General features: G+C 71.1%; 27 protein-coding genes and 1 pseudogene. 16 read left to right on the forward strand and 12 right to left on the reverse strand.

Features of this window, described 5'->3' with window-relative positions; all coding sequences use genetic code 11:
- Positions 1 to 152 precede the first annotated feature (152 nt).
- On the reverse strand, positions 153 to 893 hold the full coding sequence (locus tag IF43_RS0130645; RefSeq protein ID WP_030208243.1) for a class I SAM-dependent methyltransferase: 741 nt from the start codon (positions 891 to 893) through the stop codon (positions 153 to 155).
- Positions 894 to 1,082: 189 nt separating this feature from the next.
- On the reverse strand, positions 1,083 to 1,943 hold the full coding sequence (locus tag IF43_RS0130650) for a peptidoglycan-binding protein (RefSeq protein WP_030208246.1): 861 nt from the start codon (positions 1,941 to 1,943) through the stop codon (positions 1,083 to 1,085).
- Between the two features lie 365 nt (positions 1,944 to 2,308).
- On the opposite strand from IF43_RS0130650, the gene IF43_RS0130655 reads away from it, so the two are divergent.
- Positions 2,309 to 3,019, forward strand: coding sequence for a ribonuclease H (locus IF43_RS0130655; protein ID WP_030208249.1), 711 nt, complete (start codon positions 2,309 to 2,311; stop codon positions 3,017 to 3,019).
- 106 nt (positions 3,020 to 3,125) lie between these two features.
- Here IF43_RS0130655 and IF43_RS41835 read toward each other — a convergent pair whose 3' ends face one another.
- Positions 3,126 to 3,293, reverse strand: a complete 168-nt coding sequence (locus IF43_RS41835) for a hypothetical protein (RefSeq protein ID WP_158939573.1) — start codon at positions 3,291 to 3,293, stop codon at positions 3,126 to 3,128.
- A gap of 382 nt (positions 3,294 to 3,675) precedes the next feature.
- Entirely contained in the window at positions 3,676 to 4,599 is a 924-nt protein-coding gene (locus IF43_RS0130665) for an oxidoreductase (RefSeq protein WP_030208252.1), read from the reverse strand.
- Between the two features lie 83 nt (positions 4,600 to 4,682).
- Between IF43_RS0130665 and IF43_RS0130670 the strand changes: the two genes are divergently transcribed.
- Positions 4,683 to 5,291, forward strand: coding sequence for a TetR/AcrR family transcriptional regulator (locus tag IF43_RS0130670; protein ID WP_037890765.1), 609 nt, complete (start codon positions 4,683 to 4,685; stop codon positions 5,289 to 5,291).
- A 211-nt stretch (positions 5,292 to 5,502) separates the two neighbouring features.
- Here the strand turns inward: IF43_RS0130670 and IF43_RS0130675 are convergent, their stop codons facing one another.
- Together IF43_RS0130675 and IF43_RS0130680 are read right to left on the reverse strand one after the other, a co-directional pair.
- On the reverse strand, positions 5,503 to 5,970 hold the full coding sequence (locus IF43_RS0130675; RefSeq protein ID WP_030208256.1) for a hypothetical protein: 468 nt from the start codon (positions 5,968 to 5,970) through the stop codon (positions 5,503 to 5,505).
- A 19-nt stretch (positions 5,971 to 5,989) separates the two neighbouring features.
- Complete coding sequence (locus IF43_RS0130680; RefSeq protein WP_030208258.1) at positions 5,990 to 6,211, reverse strand: hypothetical protein; 222 nt, start codon at positions 6,209 to 6,211, stop codon at positions 5,990 to 5,992.
- 699 nt (positions 6,212 to 6,910) lie between these two features.
- On the opposite strand from IF43_RS0130680, the gene IF43_RS0130685 reads away from it, so the two are divergent.
- From IF43_RS0130685 to IF43_RS0130700, 4 genes are read left to right on the forward strand one after another with little or no spacing between them, the layout of a single operon-like run.
- The gene (locus IF43_RS0130685; protein ID WP_030208260.1) at positions 6,911 to 7,150 is read left to right on the forward strand and encodes a hypothetical protein; all 240 of its coding nucleotides are present in this window, start codon (positions 6,911 to 6,913) and stop codon (positions 7,148 to 7,150) included.
- A gap of 6 nt (positions 7,151 to 7,156) precedes the next feature.
- Positions 7,157 to 9,505: a helix-turn-helix transcriptional regulator gene (locus IF43_RS0130690; RefSeq protein WP_030208262.1), complete on the forward strand. Its 2,349-nt coding sequence runs from the start codon at positions 7,157 to 7,159 to the stop codon at positions 9,503 to 9,505.
- Positions 9,502 to 9,996, forward strand: a complete 495-nt coding sequence (locus IF43_RS0130695; protein ID WP_030208264.1) for a MarR family winged helix-turn-helix transcriptional regulator — start codon at positions 9,502 to 9,504, stop codon at positions 9,994 to 9,996. The genes IF43_RS0130690 and IF43_RS0130695 overlap by 4 nt, the downstream gene beginning before the upstream one ends.
- Positions 9,993 to 10,439 (forward strand): hypothetical protein, encoded by a 447-nt coding sequence (locus IF43_RS0130700; protein WP_030208267.1) that lies wholly within the window; start codon positions 9,993 to 9,995, stop codon positions 10,437 to 10,439. Before IF43_RS0130695 ends, IF43_RS0130700 begins: the two co-directional genes overlap by 4 nt.
- An 81-nt stretch (positions 10,440 to 10,520) precedes the next feature.
- Here IF43_RS0130700 and IF43_RS0130705 read toward each other — a convergent pair whose 3' ends face one another.
- On the reverse strand, positions 10,521 to 11,552 hold the full coding sequence (locus IF43_RS0130705) for a medium chain dehydrogenase/reductase family protein (RefSeq protein WP_030208269.1): 1,032 nt from the start codon (positions 11,550 to 11,552) through the stop codon (positions 10,521 to 10,523).
- A gap of 126 nt (positions 11,553 to 11,678) precedes the next feature.
- Between IF43_RS0130705 and IF43_RS0130710 the strand changes: the two genes are divergently transcribed.
- The 3 genes from IF43_RS0130710 (at position 11,679) to IF43_RS40010 (ending at position 13,794) form a co-directional block, all read left to right on the forward strand.
- Complete coding sequence (locus IF43_RS0130710) at positions 11,679 to 12,341, forward strand: TetR/AcrR family transcriptional regulator (protein WP_030208271.1); 663 nt, start codon at positions 11,679 to 11,681, stop codon at positions 12,339 to 12,341.
- A 236-nt stretch (positions 12,342 to 12,577) separates the two neighbouring features.
- Positions 12,578 to 12,994, forward strand: a complete 417-nt coding sequence (locus IF43_RS0130715) for a hypothetical protein (protein ID WP_030208273.1) — start codon at positions 12,578 to 12,580, stop codon at positions 12,992 to 12,994.
- 260 nt (positions 12,995 to 13,254) lie between these two features.
- Positions 13,255 to 13,794, forward strand: a complete 540-nt coding sequence (locus tag IF43_RS40010) for an RICIN domain-containing protein (protein ID WP_158939575.1) — start codon at positions 13,255 to 13,257, stop codon at positions 13,792 to 13,794.
- Between the two features lie 826 nt (positions 13,795 to 14,620).
- On the opposite strand, the gene IF43_RS0130725 is transcribed toward IF43_RS40010, so the two are convergent.
- Positions 14,621 to 14,878: a hypothetical protein gene (locus IF43_RS0130725; protein WP_030208277.1), complete on the reverse strand. Its 258-nt coding sequence runs from the start codon at positions 14,876 to 14,878 to the stop codon at positions 14,621 to 14,623.
- A complete protein-coding gene (locus tag IF43_RS0130730; protein WP_234332594.1) occupies positions 14,875 to 15,246 on the reverse strand; it encodes a hypothetical protein in 372 nt (123 codons plus the stop codon). Before IF43_RS0130730 ends, IF43_RS0130725 begins: the two co-directional genes overlap by 4 nt.
- A gap of 305 nt (positions 15,247 to 15,551) precedes the next feature.
- On the opposite strand from IF43_RS0130730, the gene IF43_RS0130735 reads away from it, so the two are divergent.
- Entirely contained in the window at positions 15,552 to 15,788 is a 237-nt protein-coding gene (locus IF43_RS0130735) for a hypothetical protein (protein ID WP_030208283.1), read from the forward strand.
- 1,168 nt (positions 15,789 to 16,956) lie between these two features.
- Here IF43_RS0130735 and IF43_RS41840 read toward each other — a convergent pair.
- Positions 16,957 to 18,159 (reverse strand): DUF6236 family protein, encoded by a 1,203-nt coding sequence (locus tag IF43_RS41840; protein ID WP_158939577.1) that lies wholly within the window; start codon positions 18,157 to 18,159, stop codon positions 16,957 to 16,959.
- An 835-nt stretch (positions 18,160 to 18,994) separates the two neighbouring features.
- Between IF43_RS41840 and IF43_RS0130750 the strand changes: the two genes are divergently transcribed.
- Positions 18,995 to 19,513: a hypothetical protein gene (locus IF43_RS0130750; RefSeq protein ID WP_158939579.1), complete on the forward strand. Its 519-nt coding sequence runs from the start codon at positions 18,995 to 18,997 to the stop codon at positions 19,511 to 19,513.
- 698 nt (positions 19,514 to 20,211) lie between these two features.
- Positions 20,212 to 20,778 (forward strand): DUF4232 domain-containing protein, encoded by a 567-nt coding sequence (locus IF43_RS0130755; RefSeq protein WP_030208292.1) that lies wholly within the window; start codon positions 20,212 to 20,214, stop codon positions 20,776 to 20,778.
- Between the two features lie 258 nt (positions 20,779 to 21,036).
- On the opposite strand, the gene IF43_RS0130760 is transcribed toward IF43_RS0130755, so the two are convergent.
- Positions 21,037 to 21,813 (reverse strand): MerR family transcriptional regulator, encoded by a 777-nt coding sequence (locus IF43_RS0130760; RefSeq protein WP_030208295.1) that lies wholly within the window; start codon positions 21,811 to 21,813, stop codon positions 21,037 to 21,039.
- Between the two features lie 95 nt (positions 21,814 to 21,908).
- Between IF43_RS0130760 and IF43_RS0130765 the strand changes: the two genes are divergently transcribed.
- On the forward strand, positions 21,909 to 23,006 hold the full coding sequence (locus IF43_RS0130765) for a serine hydrolase (RefSeq protein ID WP_030208298.1): 1,098 nt from the start codon (positions 21,909 to 21,911) through the stop codon (positions 23,004 to 23,006).
- 136 nt (positions 23,007 to 23,142) lie between these two features.
- On the opposite strand, the gene IF43_RS0130770 is transcribed toward IF43_RS0130765, so the two are convergent.
- Positions 23,143 to 24,405, reverse strand: coding sequence for a beta-ketoacyl synthase (locus tag IF43_RS0130770; RefSeq protein WP_037890771.1), 1,263 nt, complete (start codon positions 24,403 to 24,405; stop codon positions 23,143 to 23,145).
- Positions 24,406 to 24,470: 65 nt separating this feature from the next.
- On the opposite strand from IF43_RS0130770, the gene IF43_RS0130775 reads away from it, so the two are divergent.
- The 3 genes and pseudogenes from IF43_RS0130775 to IF43_RS43185 form a co-directional block, all read left to right on the forward strand.
- The gene (locus IF43_RS0130775; protein ID WP_030208302.1) at positions 24,471 to 25,088 is read left to right on the forward strand and encodes a TetR/AcrR family transcriptional regulator C-terminal domain-containing protein; all 618 of its coding nucleotides are present in this window, start codon (positions 24,471 to 24,473) and stop codon (positions 25,086 to 25,088) included.
- 434 nt (positions 25,089 to 25,522) lie between these two features.
- Positions 25,523 to 26,038 (forward strand): hypothetical protein, encoded by a 516-nt coding sequence (locus tag IF43_RS38430; protein ID WP_158939581.1) that lies wholly within the window; start codon positions 25,523 to 25,525, stop codon positions 26,036 to 26,038.
- Between the two features lie 138 nt (positions 26,039 to 26,176).
- Positions 26,177 to 26,639 (forward strand): annotated as a pseudogene (locus tag IF43_RS43185) (ATP-binding protein); the annotation flags it as partial.

Raw genomic sequence — 26,639 nt, forward strand, 5'->3', positions numbered from 1 at the left:
GTCCCCGCCGGGCGTCGCCCGACCGCCCGGCCAACCGTGGTGTCAGTATGGGCGGTTGACGGACGGCGGGTGGCAGGATCGGTGGAGGTCCACCCGATGCGACGACGGGCGGGCCCGCCCCCGAGGGGCCGGGCCCGCCCGCAGCCCGTCGCTCAGGCGGTACAGCGGATCATGGTCAGGGGTCGGTTCGCGGCGTACTGCTCCCAGTACTCCTCGCCGAACTCCGCCACCCCCGCGTCCGAGACGTCCAGCCGGACCCACTCGATCCCGGTGAAGCCGGCCGCCTTCAGCGTCTGCTCGTACGTCTCCTTCGACGGCACCGTGGCCTCGAACGAGACCGGCGGCTCCAGCAGGGCCGTGAGCCGGATCCCCCGGCCGATCTCGTTGTCCTTGCCGGTCGACTCGCACAGGAACCCGTACTTGGCCAGCGACGGGCCGTCGAAGTCGAAGTCCGGGTTCTGCACGAACAGGTAGAACGCGCCGCCGGGGACGAGGCTGCGCCGGATGTTGCGCATCATCAGCTCGATCTCGGCGACCTCGTCGGCGTAGTTGAACGCCTGGACGGCCACGGCGACGTCGAACGGCTCGTCGAACGACCGCAGCGTGGCGGTGTCGCCCACCTCGTAGTCGATGCCGAGCGGCGCCGACCGCTCGAGGGCGGCGGCCGCGTCGATCATCGCGCCGGAGATGTCGAACCCGAAGACGCGGGACGCGCCGCGCCGCTTGAGCTCGCGACTGTAGAAGCCGGTACCGCAGGCGATGTCGAGCACGGACTTGCCCGTGACGTCGCCGACCAGGGCGAGGAAGCCCGGTACCTCGGCGTAGCGAATGACGGGCAGGGTCTTGAAACCCTCGAAAGCTTCCCCGATGCCGTCGTACAACTGACCACTCATCGTGGTGGTTCCCCCTCGATTTGTGGCGTCGGCCCTCACGATGAGCCGCGGCCCTTGGGGGGAAGTCTCTGCCGCCTACGAACGGACTTCGTACTGGCTGAAGATCCAAAAAGTCACTCCCCGCGATGTAGGGAGATCTCCCGGGTCGGGTCCCACGACGGCGGCGCCGCGGGCACCGCCGGGGTCCCCCTACACGCGGGGGACCTGGAGCTTGTTCCAGCTGGTGCGGCCCGGGATGCCGTCCGCGTCGTCGCCGGAGTAGCCGAGCTTGCGCTGCCACGCGGCGTAGCTGGCCCGGTCGCCGGAGCCCCAGACGTCGACGTCCGTGTGCGTCCGGTACCGGCCGCAGCCGACGGCGACGAGCCGCGCGTGCATGGCGGCGATGACGGGCGAGCGGCGGCCGGGGACGAAGAAGCCGGAGCCCGGGAACGGCTCGTACGCCGGCCTGCCCGGCGCGGGCGCGTCGGCGAGGTCGGGCCAGGACCCGGGATCCGTGTGGTCGTTCTCCGGGACATGGGCATGGGCGTACCAGCCGCCCTGCCGCTCCCACACCGACTCGTCGCGGTGAGCGGTGAAGTCCGTCGGCTGCCCCATGGGCCAGACGTTCGGCACGCCCCACGCGTGCACCCAGTCCCGGAGCGCGGCCCAGCCCTTGCAGGGCGCGTCCCGCAGGCGGGCGTACACCCTGCCGTCGACGCGGCAGTACGGGAAGAAGAGCGCCTCGACCTGGATGACGACCGAACCGGCCCGGTTGGTGCGCGTCCCCCCGGCCCGGTCGACCAGGCTCTTGGAGCGGGAGTCCGCCGGGTGGAACTGGGTGAGGCGGCCCGTGAACGGGTCCCAGAGCAGGTGCGGCGCGGCGGCCTTCCCGTCCGGGTTGCGGCCGAAGTAGGTGACGAGGGTCTCGTAGGGGACCAGGTCGGCGGGCTCGGCCGCGCTGGCGTTCCTGTCCCACGTCACGTGGGCCACGGCCTTCGCGGGCCCGCCGTCGGTGGGGGCGTGGTCGCCGATGTCGAGCCGGGTCGCCCCGGGCATCCAGAGGTCGGGCAAGGGGGCCTCCTGGGCGTGACCGTGCCACCGGCATACGCCAGGGCGGGAGGAGCGGGGGACGCCTGGCGATCCGCAGGCGGGCGGCTTGGGTGCGGGAGCCGGTGGGGTGGGAGCGGCAGGCGGCCGTCGGAGGCCGCGCGGCAGGAGCCGGAACGCCCGACGACCCAGGTGTCGACCCCGATGCGGATGCCGCTGCGGTCGATCTGCCCGCCGGCGGGCCGGCTCATGTCCGCTCGACGCGACCGGCGTCACCGACCTGGAGTGCGGACGGCGCCGGTGTGCGCCGGAGCCTCCGGACGGCCCAGGAGACGCGGGGCCGCCGCTCGGGGCGCGGGGCGGTGTGCCGGGTAGGGCATGATCGGGGGATGTCCGATCGCATCATCGCCGCTTGTGACGGGGCGGCCAAGGGAAACCCGGGCCCGGCCGGCTGGGCGTGGGTCATCGCCGATTCCGAGGGCCGCCCCGAACGCTGGGAGGCCGGCCCGCTCGGCCACGCCACCAACAACATCGGTGAACTCACCGCCCTCCAGCGCCTGCTGGAGGCCGTCGAACCCGGCACGGCGCTGCAGGTCCGGATGGACTCGCAGTACGCGATGAAGGCCGTCACGCAGTGGCTGCCGAACTGGAAGCGCAACGGCTGGAAGACGGCCGCGGGCAAGCCCGTCGCCAACCGGGAGCTCGTCCAGAGCATCGACGAGCTGCTCTCCGACCGGGACGTCGAGTTCCGCTACGTTCCGGCGCACCGCGAGGACGGCGACCACCTCAACGCGATCGCCGACCAGGCCGCCAGCGATGCCGCCACCAGCCAGGAGGCGGCCGGCACCGCACTGGGCACCCCCGACATCCCCGTACCCGCGCCGAACCGCACCGCCCCGCCCGCCCGCCGCAAGCCGGCCGCGGCCGCCCGCCGCACCAACGCGTCCGCCGGCTCCGACGCACCGGTCATCAAGGCCAAGTTCCGCGGCACCTGCCCCTGCGGACGCCCGTACGCCGCCGGCGAGAGCATCACCAAGCTGGGCACCCGCTGGGGCCACCCGGAGTGCCGCTCCACGCTCCCCGGCGCCGCCCCCGCCTGACACCGCCGCCCTCGGCTGAGCCGGCCGCCCCGGGCGTGGTCCCGACCGCCGGGGACGGGGCCGGCCGGTCGCCTCCCGGCCGGCCCCGCCTCACCTCCGCACGGCGTCAGGCGGCGGACTCGGGGTCGGGTTCCGCGTGGCGCAGGCGCTCCCCGCACCGCGAGCACCAGCCGGCACGGCTGCGGTTGGAGTTGCCGCAGCCCGCGCAGAGCTTGACGTGCGGATGGATCTCGGTGTGGGTCTCGGTCTCCTGGCCCATCGGGTCGTTCGGCATGGGGAACCCCTTCCGTGATCGGTGCGTGGCGCCAACGTAGGGGATCAAGCCCCCCTGCCGGAGGCGAACGCACGGACCGCCCCCGGAGCCGGCACGATCGCACCCCTCGTACGGCCGGTGGCCAGGGGATCGGGCGGGAGTCTCGTGCGCGGCGGCGCGTTGCCGCCGTCGGCGGAGGCCCGTGGTGCTGTGGTGGAGGGGTGAGAGAGCCTCGGCCCCGGCGCCGACCGGAACAGCAGCGCGGCCTGCACCTGTGGCCGATCCGCCGGGTCCTCGTCGGTACCCGCCGCAGGCCCGACGAAGACCGTCGCCGGTCACCCGACGCGGCCCCTGCCGTGGACGTGGGTACGCCGACCGGGAGCGGGTGCCCGCGGGCCGCGCGTCACGCCCGCGGCGAGCCGGCGGACAGGTCGGGGAAGCGGACGCCCGTGAGCTGCTCGGAGAGGTCCCACAGCCGCCGGGCCCGCAGGTCGTCCTGCGCGTGGGCGCTGCGCTGCGCCGGGCCGGGGTGGCCGCGCAGTTCGCCGCGGCCGTCGGGCCCGGTGTAGCTGTCGCCGGGCAGCGGCTGTGTGGCGGCGTAGAGGGTGGGCAGTGCCCCCATGGCGTCGGACTGCGCCATCAGGCGGTTCGTGACGGCCAGCACCAGGCGCTGGACGGCGCTGGCGGAACGCCCCTGCAGGTTGGTCGCGGCGTAGCCGGGGTGGACGGCGTGGGCGGTGACCGGGGACCCGGCCTCGGTCAGGCGGCGCTGGAGCTCGCGGGTGAAGAGCAGGTTGGCCAGCTTGGACTGCTGGTAGGCGCGCCAGGGGCGGTAGTCGCGCTCGGAGTTGAGGTCGTCGAAGTCGATGTCCACACCCGGCCGGCGGTGGGCGTTGGATGCGACGGTGACGACCCGGTCGGTGATGTGCGGCAGCAGCAGGTTCGTCAGGGCGAACGGCCCGAGGTGGTTGGTGCCGATCTGCATTTCGAAGCCGTCGACGGTGCGCGCCTCGGGGACGGCCATGACGCCGGCGTTGTTGATGAGGACGTCGAGGGGGCGGTCCCAGCCGGCGGCGAAGGCGCGGACGGAGGACAGGTCGGCCAGGTCGAGGCGGCGTACCTCGGTGCTGCCGGTCAAGGTCGCCGCGAGGTGCTCGCCGCGCGCGGTGTCGCGGACGGCGAGCACCACGTGGGCGCCGGCCCCGGCCAGCTCCTTCGCGGTGACCGCGCCGAGGCCGCTGGTGGCCCCGGTGACGACGACGGTTCGGCCGGCCAGCGAGGGCAGGTCGGCGGCGGTCCAGGCGGTGGTTTCGGTCGGTGCGCTCATGGATCCAGGCTGACACCGGCACCTGCATGTTGTCAACGACAACATAGTTTCCAGTGGCAACATTGGGGCGGTAGTATGCCGCCATGCAGGAACGCAGCTACCACCACGGCAACCTGAGGACCGCCCTGCTGGAGGAGGCCGAGCGGTCGGTCATCGAGCACGGCGTCGCGGCGCTGTCGCTGCGCGAGCTCGCCCGCGGGCTCGGCGTCAGCCATGCCGCGCCCCGGCGGCACTTCCCGGACCGGGCGGCCCTGCTGGACGCGCTGGCGCAGCGCGGGTTCGACACCCTCGGGGAGCGGCTCGCCGGGGCGGTAGCCGCCGCCGGCCCGTCCTTCGAGGCCAGGCTCCGCGCGATCGCCCAGACGTACGTCGCGTACACCGCGGGCCGGATGCCGGTCGTGGAGCTGATGTACGCCAGCAAGCACGCGGCGGAGACCGCGGCAGCACCGGCCGCGGCGCGCGCCGCCTACGCCGTCCCGTACGCCGTGATCGAGGAGGCCCACCGCGGCGGCGAGCTGGCCGAGGGCCAGGACCCGCAGGCCGCAGCCCGCCTGGTATTCGCCGCGCTGCACGGACTGGCGGTCCTGCTCAACGGCGGCATGATCGCCGCGGTCGACGTCCCGGCCACGGTGGACACCGCGGTCGACGGCCTCCTGTCGGGCCTGGGCTCCCGCACGGAGAGTCCTGCCTGACTCGTCCGCGACCGACCGTACGGCCGGCGTCCCCCACGCCGCCGGCACCCGCACACGGATGCGGAGCGGAGGCGGTGACGTGGGGGACAGGCCCGTTCAACGGCGCGAACGGATCAGCACGCGGCCGGCGGACGGCCGACGCCCGCCGCGGCGGCCCGCACCCCGTCCCCGGCCCCCGCGTCGGCCGCGGAGCGGCAACGCCCGACCCACCTCACTCGGCCGCGGCCATCCACTCCTCCAACTGCTCCAGGGTGGTGGACGGATCCGCGACGAGCTCCGCGAGCCGGTCGTCGCGCGGGTTGAGCGTGGAGACGGCCGGGCAGCGGTGACAGGCGTCCACGCCCGCCTGCCCCCACCACTTGCAGCGCGGACGGAGGTGGCACCGCGGCACGGCTCCGCCGGCCTCGGACACGGGCAGGGTCTCGATGCGGTCGATCAGCCCGCAGGCGTCGCCGACCCGGTTCGCGCACTCGGACACGCAGTGGGAGGCGAACCGCAGCACCCGGTTCGGGGCGATCCCCTCGGGGATCGTGGCCAGGACGTCCGCCGCCGGGACAGGCTCGGCCAGGTAGACGACCTGTCCGTGCTCCCCCGACCTGACGCCCAGGACGACCGACTCCGGGCGATGGGCCTCACCGCTGGGACACCAACTGACCTGCTGTTCCCCGGAGCTGTCCACGGCGTGCGCCTCCACCCCGTCAGGCGGACGTGCCGTCGGCGCGCTCGGGGTTGGTGACCGCGCCCAGGATCGGGCCGCCCGTGGTGCCGCTCTCCAGCTGTGCGGCGGCGACCGCCTTCTGGATGTGCGAGGAGAGCTGCTGCGCGTCGATCCTCTGAGCCGCGTGGGCGGTACCACCGGCGGCGAGCAGCCCCGTGATCAGCGCCGCCGTGGCCGCAGTCGTCCGCAGGCTCTGGTTCATGCCGTGCCTCCTTGACGTCGTCGTCGCAACTGACAGAGGCGACCGTATGTATCAACTCCCTTCTGCGGAAGGTACTTTGGGCCTGATTTTTTCCGTGACGAACGACCACCGGGGACGCGTTCTGCGCCTCGGGAACGACGGTCGCTGCCGAAAGCGCGGGCCGCTCCCCGGCCGTCGACGGCTGGTTCGAGCGGTCGAGCGGAGGGGGGTGGAGGTGTGTCCGGGTGGGTGGAGTGCCGCGCCAACGGCGACTCCGCCCACCCGGGCGAGGCGCGGGACCGTCATCCAGGGTGCCTCGGCACGGGCGGTTCGGTTCGGACCTGCCCATCGGAACCAGTTTCGAAGATGCCGGCATTTGATGTACAGGGTGCGCGGGCACTGCCGGACAGATCACCCCGTCCCTCCCTGCGCGCAAGACGCTGAGCTGGCGCGACGCAGGAGGCGAGAGGGGTTCTCCAGCGCGCGGGGCGACGGACGGCGAATTGTTCGGGGCCCTGATGACCGTCGTCGGCTTTGTTTGATAAGCGCCGTATAACCCACCATACGGTGCATATCGGGAGGCGTGCCGAGGCTGTTCCGACGTGACGGGACCGGGGCATGGTGGGTGCATCGCCCCCTCCGGCCCGAGCGGCCGGACGCAGCGCCAACTGTGCCGGGCGCCACCCCACTTGTCCGGACCGTCATCCCAGGAGGCCTCCCATGACCCCCAACTCCCTCTCCTGTCTGCCGTCGTTTCCGCACGAGGTGCGAATCCGCATCGTGGTCGTGGTTCTGGTGCTCATCGCGACGGTCGTACTCGTCCGCCACGGCTACGAGGCCGGCAGCGCCCTGGCACTCATCACCCTGGCGGGCGGCACCGCGCTGGACCTCGCGCGAGGCCTGCTGACGCCGGGCTCCCGGCCCGCGCGGGCCCGCCGCCTCTCCACCGCCGGGGAGTGAGGAACGATGTCGCGCGGACGTCCCGAGAAGCCGGTCGACGAGACCGTCCCGGAACTGGCCGAGCTCGCCACCCGTATGCGGGCCGTACGGCACGAAACCGGGCTGACCCTCCAGCAGCTGGCCGGAGTCACCCACTGGAGCAAGGCGATGCTCCAGTCCGCCACGACCGGTACCACCCTCCCCCGCTGGCGCCTGGTCGAGGACTGGGCGAAGGCCTGCGACCCCGAGACCAGCGTGGACCTGTGGCGCAGCCGTTATGCAGAGGCCAGCCGTGCACACCGTGCCCACCACCGCCCCGACCAGGTGCAGGACACCGTCGCCGGCGAGGGTCTTCAAGAACCCGGCACCGCTCCGGGTGCGCCCGGTGAAGCCGGGAAGGGTGCGCCCGCTGCGCTGCGGGCCGCCGCCCAGCACACGCTGGCCTCCAGCCTGCCGTTATGGAACCTACGCAGTGACGCCGGAACCCGGGACGGCGTCGGCCCGCTGCCGATCCGGTTCCTTCCGGCGCCCGTCGACCTGATGGACGGTCCGCCGCCCGTCGACCTCCGCGGGCGCTTCGGTGACCTGGGGGCCCTGTTCACGCTCCTGCCGTCCCAACGCCTGGTCATCCTCGGCCCCAGGGGCAGCGGCAAGACCGAACTCGCGGTTCAGCTGGGCAGATCCCTCCAGAACGGCACGGCCGTGCCGATCCTGATGTCCCTGGCCGACTGGGACCCGCGGTACGGGTCTCTCCTGGAGTGGATGGCGAGCGCCGTGCCGTGCGTCTCCAGGGAACGCTTCACCGCCGAGCGGCTGTCCGTGCTGCTGGAGGCGGGCGAGATCCTGCCCCTCCTGGACGACTTCGACGCGGTCGACCCCCGCTACCTGCTGCGTGCCCTCGAAGAGATCGACAGCCGCCTGAGCGGCGTCGTCCTCATCAGCGAGACCGATCCGTTCCGCACCCTGGTCGAGTCCACCGACACGCCCTTGGCACGCAGCAGCGGCATCATGATGTGCCCGCTGGAACCGGAAGACCTCGAAGCGTGGCTGCCCCGGACCAACCGAAGCGCCGCCGCGGCACTCGTCCGAGGCAAATGGGAGCCCGTGCTCACCTCCGACGACGCGCCGGAACTCTGGGAGGTGCTGTCCACCCCGTCCATGGCCTGCGCCGCCCGGCAGGCGTTCAGCGACGGACGAGCGGACCCGGCAGATCTGCTGGGCAAGCCGCGCCACGCCGTCGAACGCCAGATCATCGAGTCCGGCTACCTCCCCGCCGTCGCCAGGCGCGCATGCGCGGTCGGCTACTCGCCACCCTTCACCGCCGAGCGGTTCCAGGCCTCGCTGGCACTGTTCCTGCGCCAACCCCCGCGCCCCGACGGGAGCCGCACGTTGGGCGGAGTCGGCTGGCAACCCTCCAAGCGGCCCTACCTCACCGTCCTGATCGCCGTCCTGGCGTTCTTCTACACCTGGGTGACCCTGGCCGAGGAGTCCATCAGCTCTACGGGCGAGTACGACGGCGGTCTCCACGTGCGGCTGGTGCCGTACGCCGTGGTGGCCGCCGCCCTCATCGCCGTCACGGTGCACCCCGTGGTCACCCGACCTCCCTCGGCCGTGATCTACTCCGAGCCACCCCCCTCGGTGCTGCGGGCCGTGGCCAGCAGGGCGAGCTTGCCGGCGCTTCCCTGCCTGCTCTGCTGCCTGATCGCCCACTACACCGGTGGGCCCGGTACCGTCGTACTCAGTCCCGTCTTCGGCGTGTACGCGGTGGCCTTCATCGGCCGGGCGGCGTTCACGGACGCCAACCCCAGGCGCCACTCGCCGGACCGGTGCCCCCGCTGGTTCCCGCGGCGCCACGGCACCGGGATGACCATGGAATCGCTGCTGTCGTTGCCGATGATCGCCGTGTCGCTGACCTGCCTTCCCTTCACGCTCGAACACGACACCTCCGAAGCCACCGCCCTCGTCGGCACCTCCGCCGCCCTCGCGACGGCCCTGCTGCTGGCGATGCTCGCAGGCACCCTCGCGGCCCCCCGCTGGGCATACGTCTTCCTCGACCGCCACCGACGCAGGGCGCTCACCGACCTGGGTGACACGCTCAGGGCCGCACACGACCAGAAGTTCCTGACGGTCGACGACGGGGCGTACCGCTTCACCGACCCGATCCTCGCCCGTCACTACGCCGGGACGCTTCCGCGCCCCGATGCCGCCCTGACCAGGGCCTCGTACCGGCGCGGCTACCGAAACCGGTCCCCCTCTCGGTCCTGGCCACCGCCCAGCGCGCGGCGGCCAGGACCGAGGCGCGCCCTGCGCCCCGCGCCACCGGGCGAGCCACATAGTAGCCATGTACATAATAGCCATGTACTCTACCTTTCATGAGTAAGGGCACCCCGGGCCCCACGCCCGGCTTCCTGGTATGGCGGCTCGCCAACAAGTGGCGCGTCGCGGTCGACCGCGCACTGGCCCCACTGGGCCTCACCCACGCGCAGTACTCCCTCGTCGCCTCGCTGCACGGCATGCGGCGCGCCGGTGAGCGGCCCAGCCAGCGCCGGCTCGCCGACCACACCGGCCTGGAGGCGCTGTACGTCTCCAAGCTGGCCCGCGCCCTGGAGTCGGCCGGACTGATCGAGCGCACCCGTGACCCCCGCGACCCGCGCGCCGTACAGCTCGCCCTCACCGAACAGGGCCAGGCCGTCACGCAGCACGCCATCGAGGTGGTCCAACACCTCCTCGAGCAGCTCCTGGAGCCGCTCGGCGGCCCCGACGCCCCGCGGACGCAGGCGTTCACCGACGAGCTGACCGCCCTCCTCGACGCACCTCTCGGCCCACCCGTACCGAACGACCAGAACACGAAGGGGACATCGCCATGACCGCCAACACCGCACCCGTCGCCGACGCACGCACCCTCGGCCTGGCCCACTACGCCGCCCGCGGCGTCCTGGAGCACGTCCTGGCCCGGCACGGCATCACGTTCCAGCAGCAGATCGTCCTGCGCGCCGCCGTCACCGCCGTCACCCCGCAGACGCCGGACGACCTCGTCACCCAGGTCCAGGGCTCCCTCAAGACCGATCCCGCCGACATCCGCACCGTGCTCGACGAACTGCTGGCCCGGCACCTCCTCGCCGCGGACGGCACGCACCTGCGCCCCACGGACGCCGGCCGTCAGCTGCTCACCTCCGTCGGCGCCGACACCGCCCCCGTCACCGCCCGGATCTGGGGCGGGATCCCCGCCGAGGACCTCGCCGCCGCCGGCCGCGTCCTCGCCCTGGTCACCGAACGCGCGAACACCGAACTCGCGGCACTGACCGCCTGACCGCATCGCCCGCACGCCACCCGGGACGCCGACGGCAGCCGCCACCAGCCCACCCGGCCCGGACGTCAGGGAGTCAGGGAGTCAGGGAGTCAGGACGATCTTCCCGGTGACGGTGCCGGACTCCGCCAGCTTCAAGGCCTCGGCGGCCTTGGCGAGCGGCAGTCGGGCGGCTATCCGGGCGGTGATGTCGCCGCGCTGGAGTGCGGCGAAGACCTCGGTGAGGTCGGTCCGCAGCCGGGTGCGGAAGCGGTCCTTGTTCCACGCCCGGCCGGCCCAGATGTTGTAGAAGTGCGCCCGGCGGCCGTTGGGCAGGGCGTTCCAGAGCCAGGTGCGGGCGAGGATCTTGAGTACGGGCATCTGCTTGGAGCCGGTGTCGTCGCGCGTGGAGGCGCTGCCGTAGGAGACGAGCGTGCCGCCGGGGGCGAGCAGCTGCCAGGAATCGACGACGCTGCGCCCGCCGACGTGGTCGAAGACGGCGTCCACCCCGCCGGGGACCAGCTCCCGGGTCCGGGCCGCCACGTTTCCCACGCGGTAGTCGATCGGGGTGACGCCCAGCTCCCGCAGCGCCTCGTGGTGGCGGGCGGAGGCCGTACCGATCACCTTCACCCCGGCCGCCCGGGCGAGCTGGACCAGGACGGAGCCCACCCCGCCGCTGGCGCCGTGCACCAGGATGGTCTGCCCGGCGCGCACGCGGGCCGTGCGGTGCAGCATCTGCCAGGCGGTGATGCCGTTGACCACGACGGTCTCCGCCTGCGCCGCGGTCAGGCCGTCCGGCACCTCGACCGCGTCCTTCGCGTCGACGAGCACGTGGCTGGCCCATCCGCCGACCTTGACCAGTGCGGCCACCCTGCGGCCGGCCAGCTCCGGGGCCACTCCCTGGCCGGTCGACAGGACGCGGCCCACCAGGTCGTACCCGGGCACGAACGGGAACGGGGGCTGATCGTAGTACCGCCCGCGGCGCATCTGCTGCTCGGCGAACGAGACGCCGGTCGCCTCCATGGCGATCACGAGCTGTCCCGGGCCCGGCTTCGGCACGGATGCGCGGCGGATCTGCAGGTCTTCCGGCTCCACGATGCCCGGCAGGACGACCTGGACGAGGCGTTCGTTGCTCATGTCGCTCACTCATTCCGTAGATGTCTTCTCGTTCGTTAGAAGTTATAACTCACCCGCTTCGCAAGAGTCAACAACATTCGTGATAGCTTCTAACTGCCCAGGCGCGTGAGAGAGCGGAGACAGGTCGTGACCGAGCAGGACGCCAGGACTCCCAGGGAGCGGTACCGCACCCAGGTGCGGGAGGAGGTCAAGCAGCGCGCATGGGAGCAGATCGCCACGGCCGGGGCCTCCGCGCTGTCGCTCAACGCCATCGCCAAGCAGATCGGCATGAGCGGACCGGCCCTCTACCGGTACTTCGCCAACCGCGACGAGCTGATCGGCGAACTCATCCGGGACGCCTACCGCAGCCTGGCCGACACCTTCCACGCACGCGCCGAGGCCGGCGCCGACCTCGGCGACCTGGCGCAGGCCCTGCGCACGTGGGCCCTGGCCGACCCCCAGCGCTACCTCCTCGTCTACGGCACCCCCGTGCCCGGCTACCAGGCCCCGGAGGACACCACGCGGATCACCGCGGAGATCATGGCCGTCCTCCTCGACGCCTGCGCCGCCGAAGAGCCCCCCGCCGGCCCCCCGTCACCGCTCGAGGCGCGCTTGGAGGAGCATTTGGCGGAGCACGGCGACTGGGCCGCGCGGCACCCGGGCCCGCCGTCGACCCTGCACCGCGCGCTCATCTTCTGGACCCGCCTCCACGGCACGCTCTCCCTCGAACTCTCCGGCCACTTCACCGGCATGGGATTCGACCCGGCCCTGCTCTACACCGCGGAGGCGCAGGCCCTCACGACCCCCTGACCGCGCCCGCCCGAGGCCGATGGCGGTAGGCCGCACCGTGGCAGCGGGGCTTGATCCGGGCAGGCGGTCGGCGTCGTCCAGCGCGAGAGACGGGTGCTGTCACACGGTGGTGACAGTCGGGGGACGGACTCGTGATGCGTGGGGGTCAGGCTCGTAGTGAGAGGACAAACCGGGGCATCGAAGTACATATCCCCCTCAGATCCCCTCTCCCCCTTCCCCCACTCTCTGGAGATCTCATGTTCGGCTCTTCCCGGAAGCAGCGTTTCGCGATGTTCGCCGTTTCGGCGGCGCTCGTGGGAGGCGGTGCTGTGCTGCCGACCACGGCGTTCGCCGCGCCGGCCGCCCCTCAGGGCGCCCAGGTGAACGCGTCGGGGACCGTGCACCAGGACCACGGGAAGAGCGGACAGGGGAAGAAGCGCGGGGGGAAGAAGATCCGGGTGCAGGACGTGCAGAACATGCCCGGCTGCAAGTTCCTCCAGGGCAAGGTGTACTGCGAGGCCAAGCCCGACAAGCCCGCCCCGAACCCGAACCCCGACCCGGCGCCGAAGCCCACTCCCGACCCGGCGGCCCAGGCCAAGGAGCGGGGCGAGTCCACCCCCGCGTCGCCCGCGCCGAAGACCGACCCGGAAGGCACCACAACGGCGGCGGAGTAGCCCCCGACCCCGCGCAACCTTTCGAAGCGAGAGCACACGCGTCGGACCCCGCCTCATCGCAGGCGGGGGTCCGACGCGCAGCCGCGTATCCCTACGCGCAGCATGCTGCAACCGGCCAGGTCGCCTGGCCGTGAGAGTTCGTACTTCTCCGGCGGCAGATTGGCCGGTTTAGGACTTACAGATGATCATGGCTTGTTTAAGCTGCTCGGTGGGTCGCTTTTCAGGTGACCGGGTAGATGTATCGATTTCACGGGGGAATTATGCGTGCTTTCGTCGCGAGAGCTGGTGCCGTGTTCGGGGCTGGTGCGTTGATGGTGTCGGCCCAGGCCACACCGGCATCGGCGGACGTTCCGACGGAGCGTGGTGTCTTCCGGAACAAGTTCAGCCGCCAGTGTCTGGAGGTGGCGGACTGGAGCCAGAGCAGGGGTGCTGCCGTTCGGCAGTGGCCGTGCACGGGCGGGCTGAACCAGAGGTGGTACGTACGCGATTCTCCGGACGGTGGATCCGGGCGAAAGGTCGTCGTCAACGCCAACTCCGGAATGTGCCTGGACGCGCCCGGCGGGAACTGGGGCAACGGATCTCAACTGATCCAGTGGGACTGCAATGGCGGACTGAATCAGGCGTGGTGGATTTTCCACGACGCCGACGACAACCAGAAGGACGTGAAGTTCTACTCCGGTGACGCCTCCAACGACCAGGTGATGGAGATCAGCAACTTCAGCACCGCGAACGGCGCTCGGGCGCAGATGTGGGAGTACAACGGGGGATCCAACCAGCTCTGGGACCATCTGATCGGCTGAGGCAGCGGGGAGCGAGGTCCGCTCTCCTGGCACCTGGTCGAGCCGGAGCGGCGTCGAGGGCTGTCACCCCACGGGTGGCAGCCCAGGGCTGTGACTGGCCTCCGACGACGGACGTGTTCACGATGAAGTCACCCATGGTCGTCGTCCTCCTGTGTTCCGTGTCCGCGCCTCTCGGCACGGCCATCCCCAGCACAGCCGCGCCGCCGGGCAGCCGCAATCCGGCGGCAGCCGTTCAGAGGTGGCACCCACCCCCGTCGCAGCACGTGCAGCCAGCCCTCATCACGCGGGGCACCGCGTGCGCTCCGGGACCGCCGCTGCGCACCGCGGCGGCCGGGCACTCGAGTAGGGAGCCAATGGCGGTGGCGGTGATGCAGCAAGGGGTGCGGTAGTCGGACCCCCGGTCGAGGGAGACGCGGGTCCGCTTGGCTTCGGCGAGCTCGGGGACGATGCCGGTACGGCTGGTGTGGTAGCCGCCTGCCGGTTGGCCGTTGGCCTTCACGCAGGGGTGGCCGGGTCTTGCTTCGCATGGCCAGGGCGTCGGCATGCCGGACGTCAGGCGGGCGTCGGGTCGGGTGGAGTCGGTGCCGCCTTCTGCGTGGAGGACGGCCCGGGCGGTGGCCATGAACTCGGCGATGAGTTGGTTGGCGCGCCTGTGGTGCTCCGCAAGAGTTTGCCGGGCGACACTCAGCTCTGGGCCCTCTGCTCGTGAATCGGCGATGACCGAGCAGCCGGACTACGTCGTCGAGGCACCTCCACAGGCGGGGCGGCCGGTCGACCGGTGGAATGCTGGCGCGCCGGCTGTCCTGCGCCGTGAGGGTGGGCTCGGCTACCAGTCCAGTGCAGTGATCTGGATGATGTAGACGCGTGCGCGGCGGACGACGATCTGGTAGGTGATCATCCCGCCGGGGATGATCAGCGTTTCGCCTTTCGGGTCGAGGCCTTGGTGGTCGCCGGCGTGGAGATAGGTGATCTCGCACATCCGCACGAGCTCGTCGGCCTTCTTCTCGACCTGCCGTAGGAAGTCGGCCGGCGCCGTCCTGGCGGCGGTCTCGGCGCCGAAGGCGTACTCCCACTTCCAGCTCAACCGCGCACCGCCTGAAGGGCCTCGTCAAGGACGGCGCTGAGTTCGGCCAGGGCCCGGTTCACAGCTCCTTCGTCACCGTGTTCGTGTTTGTCGTACGTGGCCAGGACGTCCTGGGCGTGCTGGTAACGCCTCCGCAGGTCGGTACGGCGGGCGATCTCGATGTCCCGCGCCCACACCAGCAGCCATGCCTGGATGGGGGTGAGTGATTTCTCCTCGATGGCCTGAGAGAACGCCGCGTCCATCGTGGCCTGCATCTCCTCCAGCCGGGCCGGGGCGACCTTGGCCAGGGCCGCGCGCAATGCCTGCGCAGTTCTTTCCGGGCGGGGGATCAGCTCGTGCGCCGTCTCGTGCTGAGGTGCCGGTGCCACAGGGCGCTCCTTCCGTCGCGATGGCCCGAACCTACCAGCGCCCCCGACCCCCGCTCCCACGGTTGGAATGGCCCGCCGAGCGGGGAGCCACCGGATCGCTCGCGGGGTGCTCGTGGACGGGTGGGCTGGCCGGGGTGATCAGGCGTCGGCGAGGAGGGGGCCGAACGGGGGTGCGGCGGAGGGCGGATGGTTGGCACCTGTGGCACGGCGAGAGCCCCGGCCACCTTGTCTCGGCTGTACCGGCCCCTGCGGGAGTGGTCCGGGAAGGCTGCGTGTCGTGAGCGCTTGTAGATCGTTGCCATGGCATGAAGAAGATCTTGACTGTCGCCTCGCTTGCTCTGGCTGTCACCGGCCTTGGCGCTCCGGCGCACGCCGACAACGACTCCAACTTCGGTGGCGGCGTCAATGCCGCGAACAACTGGAACTTCACCGCTGCCGATGTATGCCTGCAGGAGGTCGCCGTGGTACCGGTCCTGGGGGACTGGGCGGGCAACCACGCCAACAACTGCTCCAACGGCAACGTCATCGATCACTCGAAGTAGCAACGGCGCCTCCGGTATCTGCGTCGTTCCTGGCACGGCCACGCCGATACGTCGTCGGGGCACGGGCATCCGGTGGGGCCGGTCGGCACCTGCCGCCCGCGCCCGCGGCTGGCGGACAAACGAGCTCGTCTGAGCCGCCGTCCCTGCTCCAGGCCGCCGCAGACCTCGGGCTGCATCCCGTGCTCATGAGCTCCCTCGCACCCGACGTCGTAGCCGACCCGCCCCCGCGCCGAACCGCACCGGTGATCAGCCTCGATGACCGCCGTCGCAGAGGCGCGCGCTTTCAGGTCCTCTGACTGGCCAAGGACCTGCCCGAGCGCGGGCAGTCGTCGCCGCCTACGTCGCCGACTGGTGGGCCGCCGAACGCGTCGAACCCCCGAGAAGTGATGGAAGGGGGGCGAACTACGGCTGGCTATGGGACAGTTCGTGATGCCGGGTCACTGGCTGCCGGGAGAAGGGCACGATATGGCTGGCGAGTTCGAGGGCAAGTGGCTGACGGCGCGCCAGGTGAGCGCTGTGTGGCCGGGCGTCGGTGCTCGCTCGGTGTATGTAAATGCGCTGGCCCATGGAGTCCGGGTCCGTACGGACAGCTGGATGACCACCACCGGGTCCGCCAGTAAGACGTGGTATCACGCCGACGACGTGCGCCGAGTGGCCCCGCAGATAGCAGCCCGGCCACCCCTCAAGGGGCCGTCCCCGCTGCCGTGCTGTCTCCTGCTGATCGTTCTGGCAGCGGTACCCGTCGTCTGGCTGGCGCTGGAAATACGAGACACAGTTTCTCCCTAGGGCAGTCGACGACTGGATGGGCCCTGGCCCGCGAGGACGACGGCCGGCCAGGTCGAGCAGGAGGAGCAGGGCAGCGCACCAGGCGCCAGGCCGCCGAGGTCGGCGTAGGCAGTTTGGTGCAGCGTCCGAAGCCGGGCCTCGGCTGCCTGGACTGCCGGGACTTCGTGCCGGGCCCCTTCGCCGTCACGCGGTAGCGCTCGTGGTCGCCCTGCCGGGCCGTGCCTGCCGGTCGGCTGCTCGGTTGATCAAGACCTGGGCCGCCGAGCGAGCGGCAGGACCGAAACCCTGATGGCACTCACCCTCGCCTCCCGTGCCGCGGCCGGCCTCGCCGCGCTCTTCGCGGTGCTCGTCCTCGTCGATCCGGCAGCCTTGGGCGCAAGGGTCAGAGCCCCACACCAGCAGCGCGCGCTACGACCTGACCGGCGCGCCGGAGTACCGTGGCCGGCTTCAGCTCCTTCTCCACGCGCAGCAGGTAGCCGGCGGGCGAGGCGGCCACCAGGTTGTCGCGCTGCTGGGCGGCGGCCTGGCGGGCGGCGAGGGCGGTGAACGCGATACCGGCGCCCACGGCCGTGGTGGTCCCGCCGAGCCACAGCCCGAGTCCGGCGCCGGGCAGAGTCGCCTCCGGCTTGATGGTGAGCGCGCTGTAGACGGTGTCCATCTTCAGACCGTTGATCGCCTTGCGCAGGGATTCGAGCGGTTGCGCCACATGAACGTCGAACGCGTCCTGGAGGTGGGACTCGAAGGCCGCGCGGTCAGTGACCTGTCGGGTGGCCTCGACGACCTCACCGGTGGCCGCCTCCACCGCGGCGGTGAAGGCGGCGAACTCACCGGCGTAGTCCTTCCGCAGGCGCACAATCTTCTCCGCCGGGACGTTGCGCAGGTCGGCCGGAAGGACACAGCGCACGGACATCATGGCCACCGCGGCCCGCGCCGACTCGCGGCCGATCGAGGGCGCCGTGCGACCCAGGAGCGTGTCGGCGATGTGCCCGGGCGTCCAGTCGCCGGTCACGGCGTAGGCGTCGAGCTGGTCAGTGACCGGCACGAAAGCCGTCCGGCGCGCCAGCTCCTGGGTGAGCGCGCACTTGTACACCCATGCCAGGGCCGGATCCACAACGACCCAGGAGGTCTCCTCGGCTCCTACCCGTGGGACGCGCTCGCGAGCCCGGCTCACGCGCGCTTCCCAGCGGGCGAGTCCGGCTTCCTCCAGAGCGGCCACAAGTTCGTGGTCTACCTCGGGGGGATAGAGGCCGGTCAGACGCTCAGCGGACAGAGCAAGGCTCGGAGGCGACTGCCACGGGCGGCCGAATGGACGCTCCTCCACGGCGTATCGCGCCCGCAGCACCTCGGCGTTGTCCTGCACGGCCGCGATGAAAGCCGGCGCGACGGCCTCAGCGGCGGGCCGCGGATCGGTACTGATAAGGAACCGCGAATCCTCGTTGAGCTCTTGGACGGCCGGGCGGTCGCGCACGGGGAATCCAGCCGGCACCACGCGGGCCAGCTTGCGCCAGTACAGCGCCGCCGCCTTCGCCCACGACTCGTCACGAAAGTGCACGTACGGGTAGTAAAGCCCTGTATGCAGCACCATACTCGCATTCCCCTCCCCCAGCCCGACCGACCGTGATCAGGCCCCCACGAAATGCTAGGCGAAGGCCGTACGCCAGCCCGTCGCCCGCCTGGCCGCTGATGGGTCGGCCTTCCCGGCCGGGAAAGGAGTCGAGGGCGTTGACGATGGCGTCGCGGAGTTCGCTCGGCTCCATGGGCGGTGCTGCAGCTGCACCCCGTAGAGAAGACAAGGTCCCCCACCACGCCGGGCGCCGTTGCAAGCACCTCAGCCCACAGCCCCCTTCCGTGCCGCAGCTCGTCGGAGCCGCACCCCCGGCACCACCCAGTGCACCGGGCGCCGGCCAGGCGCTGAAGGAAGCACGCCGGGCCCTGGCCGTGGTCCGCGTCCTGCAGGAACACCGACTCGGCGCCGAGACCTGGGACCCCTCCGCCATCAGGAGTCGCCGTGCACCGCCGTACTGCCGGCGAGGGCAAGTCGGCGGACGTCGTCGCGGTAGCCCGAGGCCTCGGCGTCGCCGAGGCGGGAGCAGATGTGCCAGCCGGGGCCATGACCGCGTCGGCGAGTCGAACGGGTGGGCTCCGTGCCTGCCGTCGGCGTCGCGCCCCCCGATCAGCCACGTGGCGTGCAGGAACTGAGCCTGGCGGCGGCCGGGCTGACGGTGTCCCGGCCTGTGCGGAAGCCGGACTCGTGGAAGCCGGACTCGTGGAAGACCTGGCCCCGTCACCTGGACGAGTGATCGCGCAGCAGCTGGCAGCACCTGCGTGCCTGATCACGAGCCTGTCCGTTGACCTGGTGTCCAGTTCCGCATATCCGTGGGGCTACTCTCTGTAGCTCATTGGGTACAAAGGGCAATCGCGTGAGCGCAGCGCGGTGGGAGGAGGGGGAGGTCGCGATGACCGCCACCGAGATCGTGCCGCCCGCGACGGAACGCCCCCAGGAGCCTGGCCTGCGGTACGCGCTCATCCTGGCCGCCGGCTGGAGCATCGCCAAGAGCCTCGTGCAGCCCATGCTCGCCGACCAGGACGAAGACAGCGTTCGCTTCCTGCCGCCCGGCGAGGCGCTGCCGATGGAAGTCACGCCTGTCGTCATCGCCGACACCACCGTCAGCAACGCCGTCCATGTCGAGCATCTGCTGCGCGAGTCCTGGTCGGTTCACTTGCCGCGCCCGTGGCTGGTCCTGGTCGCCGACGCCCCGGCTCCGCCGCCGCTGGCGGCCCGGTACCGCATCCGTGCCCTGGGCGCGCGGGTGATCGGTACTGCCTACGTGCCGTACCTGCCGGTGCTGCGCACCGTCGAGACCGCCTCGGAAGCCATGGAGCACAAGGACGTCCGGGCTGCGGCCCGCAAGCTGCGCAGCACTCTGGAAGGGAACTAGCCGATGGACATGATCACCGTAGCTGCCGTTCCTGCTGCCAAGGGTGGTGGCCGGCTGCCGAAAGCCAAGCCCACCCCGATCCCGGGCCTCGCCCCGTCGGTTTCGTGAGCGCGGCGGCCGGGCCGCCGGATGGCGAGCAGGGGGCTGCGGCCCAGGATCCTGCGGTAGTAATCGAACGAGGAGGTCCGGCCACACCAGTTCGAGGAAGTGGCCCACCGCCCAGTCTGCGTGCTTCTTCTCCTGGCGGACCCGGCCGAACTCGTCCCGCAGGGTGTCGGGCGGTGAAACATGCGAGGACTGGGGGACGTGCAGAGGTCACCGCAGGAGTCCGCGCCACTGCATGCTCCGCCGATCGACCCGGCCGTCGGCGTGATGGATCTCGACGACCCCGCCGTCCGGGAGCCTCGTCAGTGCCGTTCCGCAGCCCCTATGGCACTGCCGAGGTCTTGGTGTACCGACTCGACGTCTCCTGCTGCACCGCCTTCGCACAAGCGCCACGCTGCGCGGTCGGCGTCAGCGATGACCGTGGCTGCCGTCACCGGCCTGCCCCCCTCGGACTTTGACCGTTCCGTCACAGGTAGTCGCCGCACGGAACCCTGCCGCTCTCCCGCCCTGTCTGCACTCACGTACCACGCGTACCGCGGGGCAACAACCGACGACCGAAACCCGCGGACGAGACGACTCAGGGGGACGACAGCATGCGTCACAGCAACAACATCCGCAGGGCGGCTCTGGCGACGACGGCGGTCACGGCCGTCGCGGCGGCGGTGACCGGCATCCTGCCCGGCACCGCCATGGCGGCGAGCACCACCCCCACCCCGCCGCCCGCCTGCCCGGCCTCCGCCCTCCAGGTCAGCGCCTGGCAGGCCGCCCACCGGCCCGTCGGGACCGGGACCGGGGCGGCGGTCGTGCAGTTCACCAACGTCTCCCGGAAGACGTGCGTCCTGAAGGGCCATCCGACGGTCGCGGGCGCCGGCAACGGCTCCCCCGCCCGCAACACCCCGCTCAAGGTCACCCCCACCGGCAGGGCGGCCACCGTGACGGTCCGGCCGCACGGCAAGGCATGGGTGAAGCTGACCTTCGTCCAGGTCCAGGGGGAGGGCGACGGCTACTGCGCGTCGGGCAAGACCCCGGCGGCGTATCCGACGATGGTCATCGGGCTGCCGCACTCCGGGAAGCACCAGGTCGCCCTGAAGGACGGGTGGTGGGCCGAGTGCGACAACAAGGTGACCGCCACCCCGGTCTCGACGGTCAAGCCGTTCTGACCACCGACCTCACACATCGAGCAACCTGCATGACGATCGCAAGGCTCTGCCCTACACGTCTACGAGGAAGTGCACACCTAGTGATCAAACTCCGATGACACAAACTCGCGGCGCGTCCGTCAAAGTCCGATGGCCAACGGACTGGACTGGTGGAGGTCCTTGGCCCTGGTCGTGTGTGTCGCTGTACGGCCCCGGCGCGCCGGGGTCGGACACTCCACGGCTGGGCCCTGTCCGGGCGATCAAGTTCGCAGCGGTCCGTCACTGACGCGGGATATCAATGCCCGCCGCGCGCAGGTGCCCCTCGACCAGCCCGTTCAGCCGGGCGATGGACGGTGCCTCGTCCTCCCGGTGGTGGTTGACTACGCCGTACCGGGAGGCCGCGTCGGGCCCGTGCGGTCGCTTGGCCGGCAGCGTCAGCAGCGCGCGGACGCCCAGCAGGTTGGCGGCCACCGCTGAGGCCAGCTCCTCGATCCGCGGGTCGTCGGGATCCCAGGACCTCGCCTCCCAGCCGCGCTTGGTCAACTCGACGAACGCGGGGTCGTCGAGCCGGTGTTCGAGGTTGGCCAGGAAGAGGTCGAAGACCTCCGGAGTCAGCGCCCGCGACAGCACCAGGGCCTCCCGCTGGGTGGTGACGTAGTCGGGGCTGAAGTCGAGCTCGGCCAGTCGCTCCAGGACCGCGCAGGCCCGGTCGGGCAGCAGGGCGCGGTCACCGTGGGCGAGCCGGTGCAGGGTGTCGCGGCGGGCGGTCAGCTCCTCGATCTGTTCGGTGAGCCGGCGGCGGACGTCGTCCAGGGCGGTGGCGAACCGCTCGGGCTCGGCGTCGAGCAGCTCGCCGATCTCGGCCAGCGGCACGCCCGCCCCGGCCAGGGTACGGACCTGGACAAGGCGCAGCAGGTCGGCCGAACCGTAGCGCCGGTAGCCGGAGTGGTCCCGTTCCGGTTCGGCGACCAGGCCGAGCCGGTGGTAGTGCCGTACCGTCTTGACGGTGATTCCGACGAAAGCCGCCGCCTGACCGATCGTGAGCCCCTCTGCCATGGGGTGAGACTAACGCTCCTCCATCGCCTTGACCTTGACCTTGGGTCAGGGTCCACGCTCATCTCACACCCGCTGATGCGAGATGAGGAATCACCATGAGTGAGCAGAACAACGCCGCCGCGCAGGACCGCCCCGAGCTACGGAAGGCCATGCAGGAGATCGTCGACGCCGGTTTCGCCGGCGTGCAGCTGCGCGTGAACGACGAACTCGGCGAGTGGGTCGGCAGCGCCGGGGTGAGCCAGCTGGGCCGGACCGCGAAGCCGCCGACCGACGGGCACTTTCGGGTCGGCAGCGTCACCAAGACCTTTGTCGCGACCGTCGTCCTGCAGCTGGTGGCCGAGGGCCGGCTCGGCCTCGAGGACCTGGTGGCCGACCACTTGCCCGAGTTCCGGCTCGACCGGCGGATCACAGTACGGATGCTCCTGCAGCACACCAGCGGGCTGTTCAACTTCACCGGCGAGTTCTCCAAGGACGGGTCGGTCGAACCCGGTGTGGTCGCCGGATGGGGCAAGGAGTGGGTGGTGGACCTGCAGCACGCGACCTACCGGCCGGAGGAGCTGGTGCGGGGGGCGTTGGCGAAGTCGGCGCGGTTCGAGCCGGGGACGGCCTGGAGCTACTCCAACACCAATTATGTCCTGGTCAGGCTGCTGATCGAGCAGGTCACCGGCCGCTCGCTGCCCGAGGAGACGCACCGGCTGATCCTGGGCCCGCTCGGGCTGACGGGCACCCTACTGCCGGAGACCCGGGAGGACATACCCGAGCCGCACGCCCACGGCTACTTCGGCTACGACGACGCCGGACAGTGGAAGGTGGTCGACACCACCCGCTTCAACCCCTCCTGGGTATCCGCCGCCGGCGACATGATCTCGACCAGCCGGGACCTCCACACGTTCTTCTCCGCGCTGAACAGCGGCAACCTCATCTCGACCGAGCTTCTGGCCGAGATGCGCGTCGCGGACCCCACGGTGGGTTACGGCCTGGGGGTGTTCGTGGAGGAGCTGGACGGCGGCGGCACCGTCCTCCACCACAACGGAGGGTTCTGGGGCTGGGGCGCAATGATGTACAGCACGCCCGACGGCGCCAAGACCCTGACCGGCTCGCTGACCTCCGGGGACGTCGAAATGGACCTGCCCACCATGGCCGGGACGTTCGAGAAGGTGAAGCAGACACTGGTCAAGGCGGTGTTCGCCTAGGCTAGCCGGCGGTGACCGGTTGACCCAGCTCTTCAACTCGCTGGGGGTCTCTGCGACGACATGCGCGATCGATGAGTCTTGCAACGCTCGATCAATCGGCGGCGACCCTCCACGGACAACGGTGCGTTCGCGTGGGTCATGGTGTCGGCGAGGCCGTACGGGGCGCGTGGCGTCGTGCACTGGTGACGATGAGCGAGACGTTCTGCCCACCGAAGCCGAAGGAATTGCTGAGCACGGCCTCCTGGGGGACGTCTCGTCGCTCTGCGACGACATCGAGAGCGATGTCGGGACCGACGCCGGCCGCGGTGATGTTGCGGGTCGGCGGGATGACGCCGTGCTTCACACTGAGGACGGCGATGAGCGCTTCAATAGCGCCGGCGGCGCCAAAGAGATGACCGAGCGCCGCCTTGGGGGCCGTCACGGTGGCGCGGCCGAAGACCTCCCCGATCGCGTGCGCCTCGGCAACGTCGCCGACCGGAGTTCCGGTGGCATGGGCGTTGATGTGGCTGATCTGCTCGGGAGCCAAACCGGCTTGGGCGAGGGCCTTCCGCATGGCCGAGATCTGACCGGAGCCGTCGGCAGCGGGCGCCGTGATGTGGTGGGCATCGGCGGCGATGCCGGCACCCGCAAGCACCGCGTGGACGCGCGCGCCTCGGGCGCCGGCATGCTCGGCGCTTTCGAGCACCACGACAGCAGCGCCTTCACTGAGGACGAATCCGCTGCGGTCCGCTGCGAACGGCCGGGACGCAGACGCGGGTTCGGCGGTATGCCGCGACAGTGCTTGTGCCTGAGCGAAGCCGGCAACGGTGATCGGGGTGATCGCGGCCTCGGTCCCGCCCGCGATCACCACGTCCGCCTCGCCGGCACGGATGAGCCTGGCCCCCAGAGCGATCGCCTCGGCACCGGAAGAGCACGCCGAGACGGGCGTGTAGACCCCGGCTCGTGCACCGTATTCGATACTGATCAGCGCCGCCGCCGCATTGGGCATGAGCATCGGGACCGTACGTGGCGAGACGCGCCGCGTCCCGGCCGCCTCCAGCACGTCGTCTTCCTTCAGCAGCGTCCGTACGCCCCCGATTCCCGTGCCGATCGCCGATGCGAGCCGGTCCGGGTCCACCTCCGGGGTACCGGCATCGGCCCAAGCTTCGGCCGCCGCGGCGAAGGCCGCCTGCTGCGAGCGGTCGAGCCGCCTGGCCCGCACCGGCAGCAGCAGCTCGGCGGGGTCGATCGCCATCGTCCCCGCGACGGTGTCAGGAAGGCCAGTGTCCTCATGGCCGGGCAGGACGCAGCGGCGGATGCCGGACTCGCCGGCAAGCAGGGCTTTCCAGGTGGACGCCAGGTCTGCCCCGAGTGGTGTGATCGCGCCGAGTCCGGTCACGACGACTTCAGTCCGGTGCATGCCCCTCAACCTTTCTTGTATGCGATACAAGTGAACGCCCTTGTTGTATCACATACAATTTTGGGGTGGAGAAGAAGCGAACCGAAGCTCGATCAACGTCGACTCGGTCGCGTGACCGCGGTCGCGCGACGAGGCGCCGGTTGATTGAGGCAACTGCCCGGCTCTGCAAGGAGCGACCCGGCGCTGAGGTGAGCGTCGCGGAGATCGCGGACGCAGCAGGCGTGTTCCCCAATCAGGTCACCTATCACTTCGGCTCCAAGGACTCGCTGCTCGTGCACGCCGCCTTTCTCGGCTTGCTGCACGACGCCCGACGGATTGAGCGCATCGGTCGCCAAGCCCCCGATGCGGCGACGTTTCGGCGCAACATCGCCCGCGCCGTACTGGCCATGCCCTCGCTCCCATCGGTCGCGCGAGCACTCGCCTCGGGGATCTCCAAGCCCGACCTCGCCCCCGTGGTCGACCAGCACCTCCAGTTGCTGTTCCGGCAATCCGAGCGCTTCGTGAGTCAGCTCATAGCCGGTCGTGGCTGGAGGGCCCGTCGACCGCTCAGCGTGGAGGCCAGGACGTTCTGGAGCACCGCGCTCGGCGCAGTGCTGCTCGTCCGCGCCGGGGCACACGGCACCAACGCCGACCTCGACCTCGCCGGAGCGCTGACCATCCACGACGACCCCGATCCCGCTTAGCCCAGTTGTGAGTTGGGGGTGTGGTGGTGGGGCTTGGGCGTCATCGGTGTATGACACGAGGAACCACGCTTGACCAGCGCAGCAGTAGTTCGGGATGGCTGTCCTGGGATGACGAAGGGGCTGCCGTTTGCCGATAGCACGGGGGCTGTCTTCCTGTGTCTGGGGCGGCTGGCATGAGTTGTGCTGCGGGTATGGCTGGTGGGTGGGGTCGCGGTGTACCGGATGGGGACTCGTCGCTCGCTGTGGGGGTGGGTGCGGGGCGTGGTGTGGTGGTTCGGCGTTTGCTTTCGGTGGACGAGTCGGGGGTTGTGTCGCGTCTGCATGTGAAGGTCGCTGCGGAGCTTGCTGGGGTCTCGGAGCGGACGGTGTGGCGTTGGCTCGCTGAAGGGCGGGCAGGGCGGATTGAGGCGAGGCCGCGCCGGGACGGGCTTGCGGTGAGCGAGTCGCTGTGGGCGGTGCTTGCGGAAGAGGGCGGGAATGTGTCCGGCCTTTATCGGCGGATAGAGCGGGCACACGCTGATGGCGGGCTGGGGGAGTGGGGTGTTGGGCGCGTCCCGTCTCTTTCGACACTCCAGCGTGTGGTGCTTCGGGATCTGCGGGCGGGGCGGGTGCTGGAAGTGGCGAGGCCTTCCCGGAACCGGGTTGAGGTCAGCCGGTATGAGCGGGTCCTGGCCGACCTGAAGCTGCAGCGGGAGGGCGAGGGCCTGCCGGTGGTGGACGCGGTTCCGCAAGCTCCAGGTGTTGCCGAGTCGGACGAGGAGAACACCGGTGCGTCGCGGGGTGGGGTGCGGTTGTTCGTGCCGGGTGCGCGTGTGGTGTCGGCGGCCGGTGTGGCTGCGGTGGTGGAAGCAGCGGGGCACACGGTCGCCGCGCGGGGGATGGCGTGTGTCTTCGGGGAGCCGGGGGCGGGTAAAACGGTGGCGGTGCAGCAGGCGCTGCATTCTGCCTGATCGGGTGCCGGTGTGGCGGGCGGTGGTGGGGGTGAAGCCGGGTCTGCCGCAGATGCGTGCGTCGTTGCGGCGGGTTCTCTCTCGCACCGGGCGCAGCCGGCGGACCGCGCCCTCGGGGAGGCGCTGCGTCGGCCTGGGGTGCTGTTCCTCGATGACGTCCAGCGCCTGTCCCCGCCCCTGCTGGACTACCTGCGACTGCTGTGGGACGAGCCGGGTACGGCTGCAGCGCTGCTTCTGTGCGGGGCTGGAGCCGAGCGGGTCATCGCTCGGGCGCCTGCGCTGCGGTCACGGGTACTGAGCTGGCGCCAGGTCCCTGGGCTGGGTCAGGAGTGGCTGGCAGAGACGCTGGCGCTGTTCCATGACGTGTGGGAGGGCGTGGATCCGGCGGACGTGGTGTGGGCGGATGCCACGGTGGCGCGGGGCAACTTCCATACCTGGGCGAAGATCACCTCCCACGTCTACGCCCTGTCCAAGCGCGGCCGGGAGGCACGTGTGGACCCTGGTGTGAGTGGGTGGGGTGGTGGCAGCGGTTGGGCGTCAGCGGGTGCGCGGGGGCTGGCCGGTGTGGGGGCTTGTTGTGGCTCGGTGTTTTCGTGGCAGT

It is taken from the genome of Streptomyces sp. NRRL S-87 (genome assembly GCF_000719335.1).
Lineage (GTDB): Bacteria > Actinomycetota > Actinomycetes > Streptomycetales > Streptomycetaceae > Streptomyces.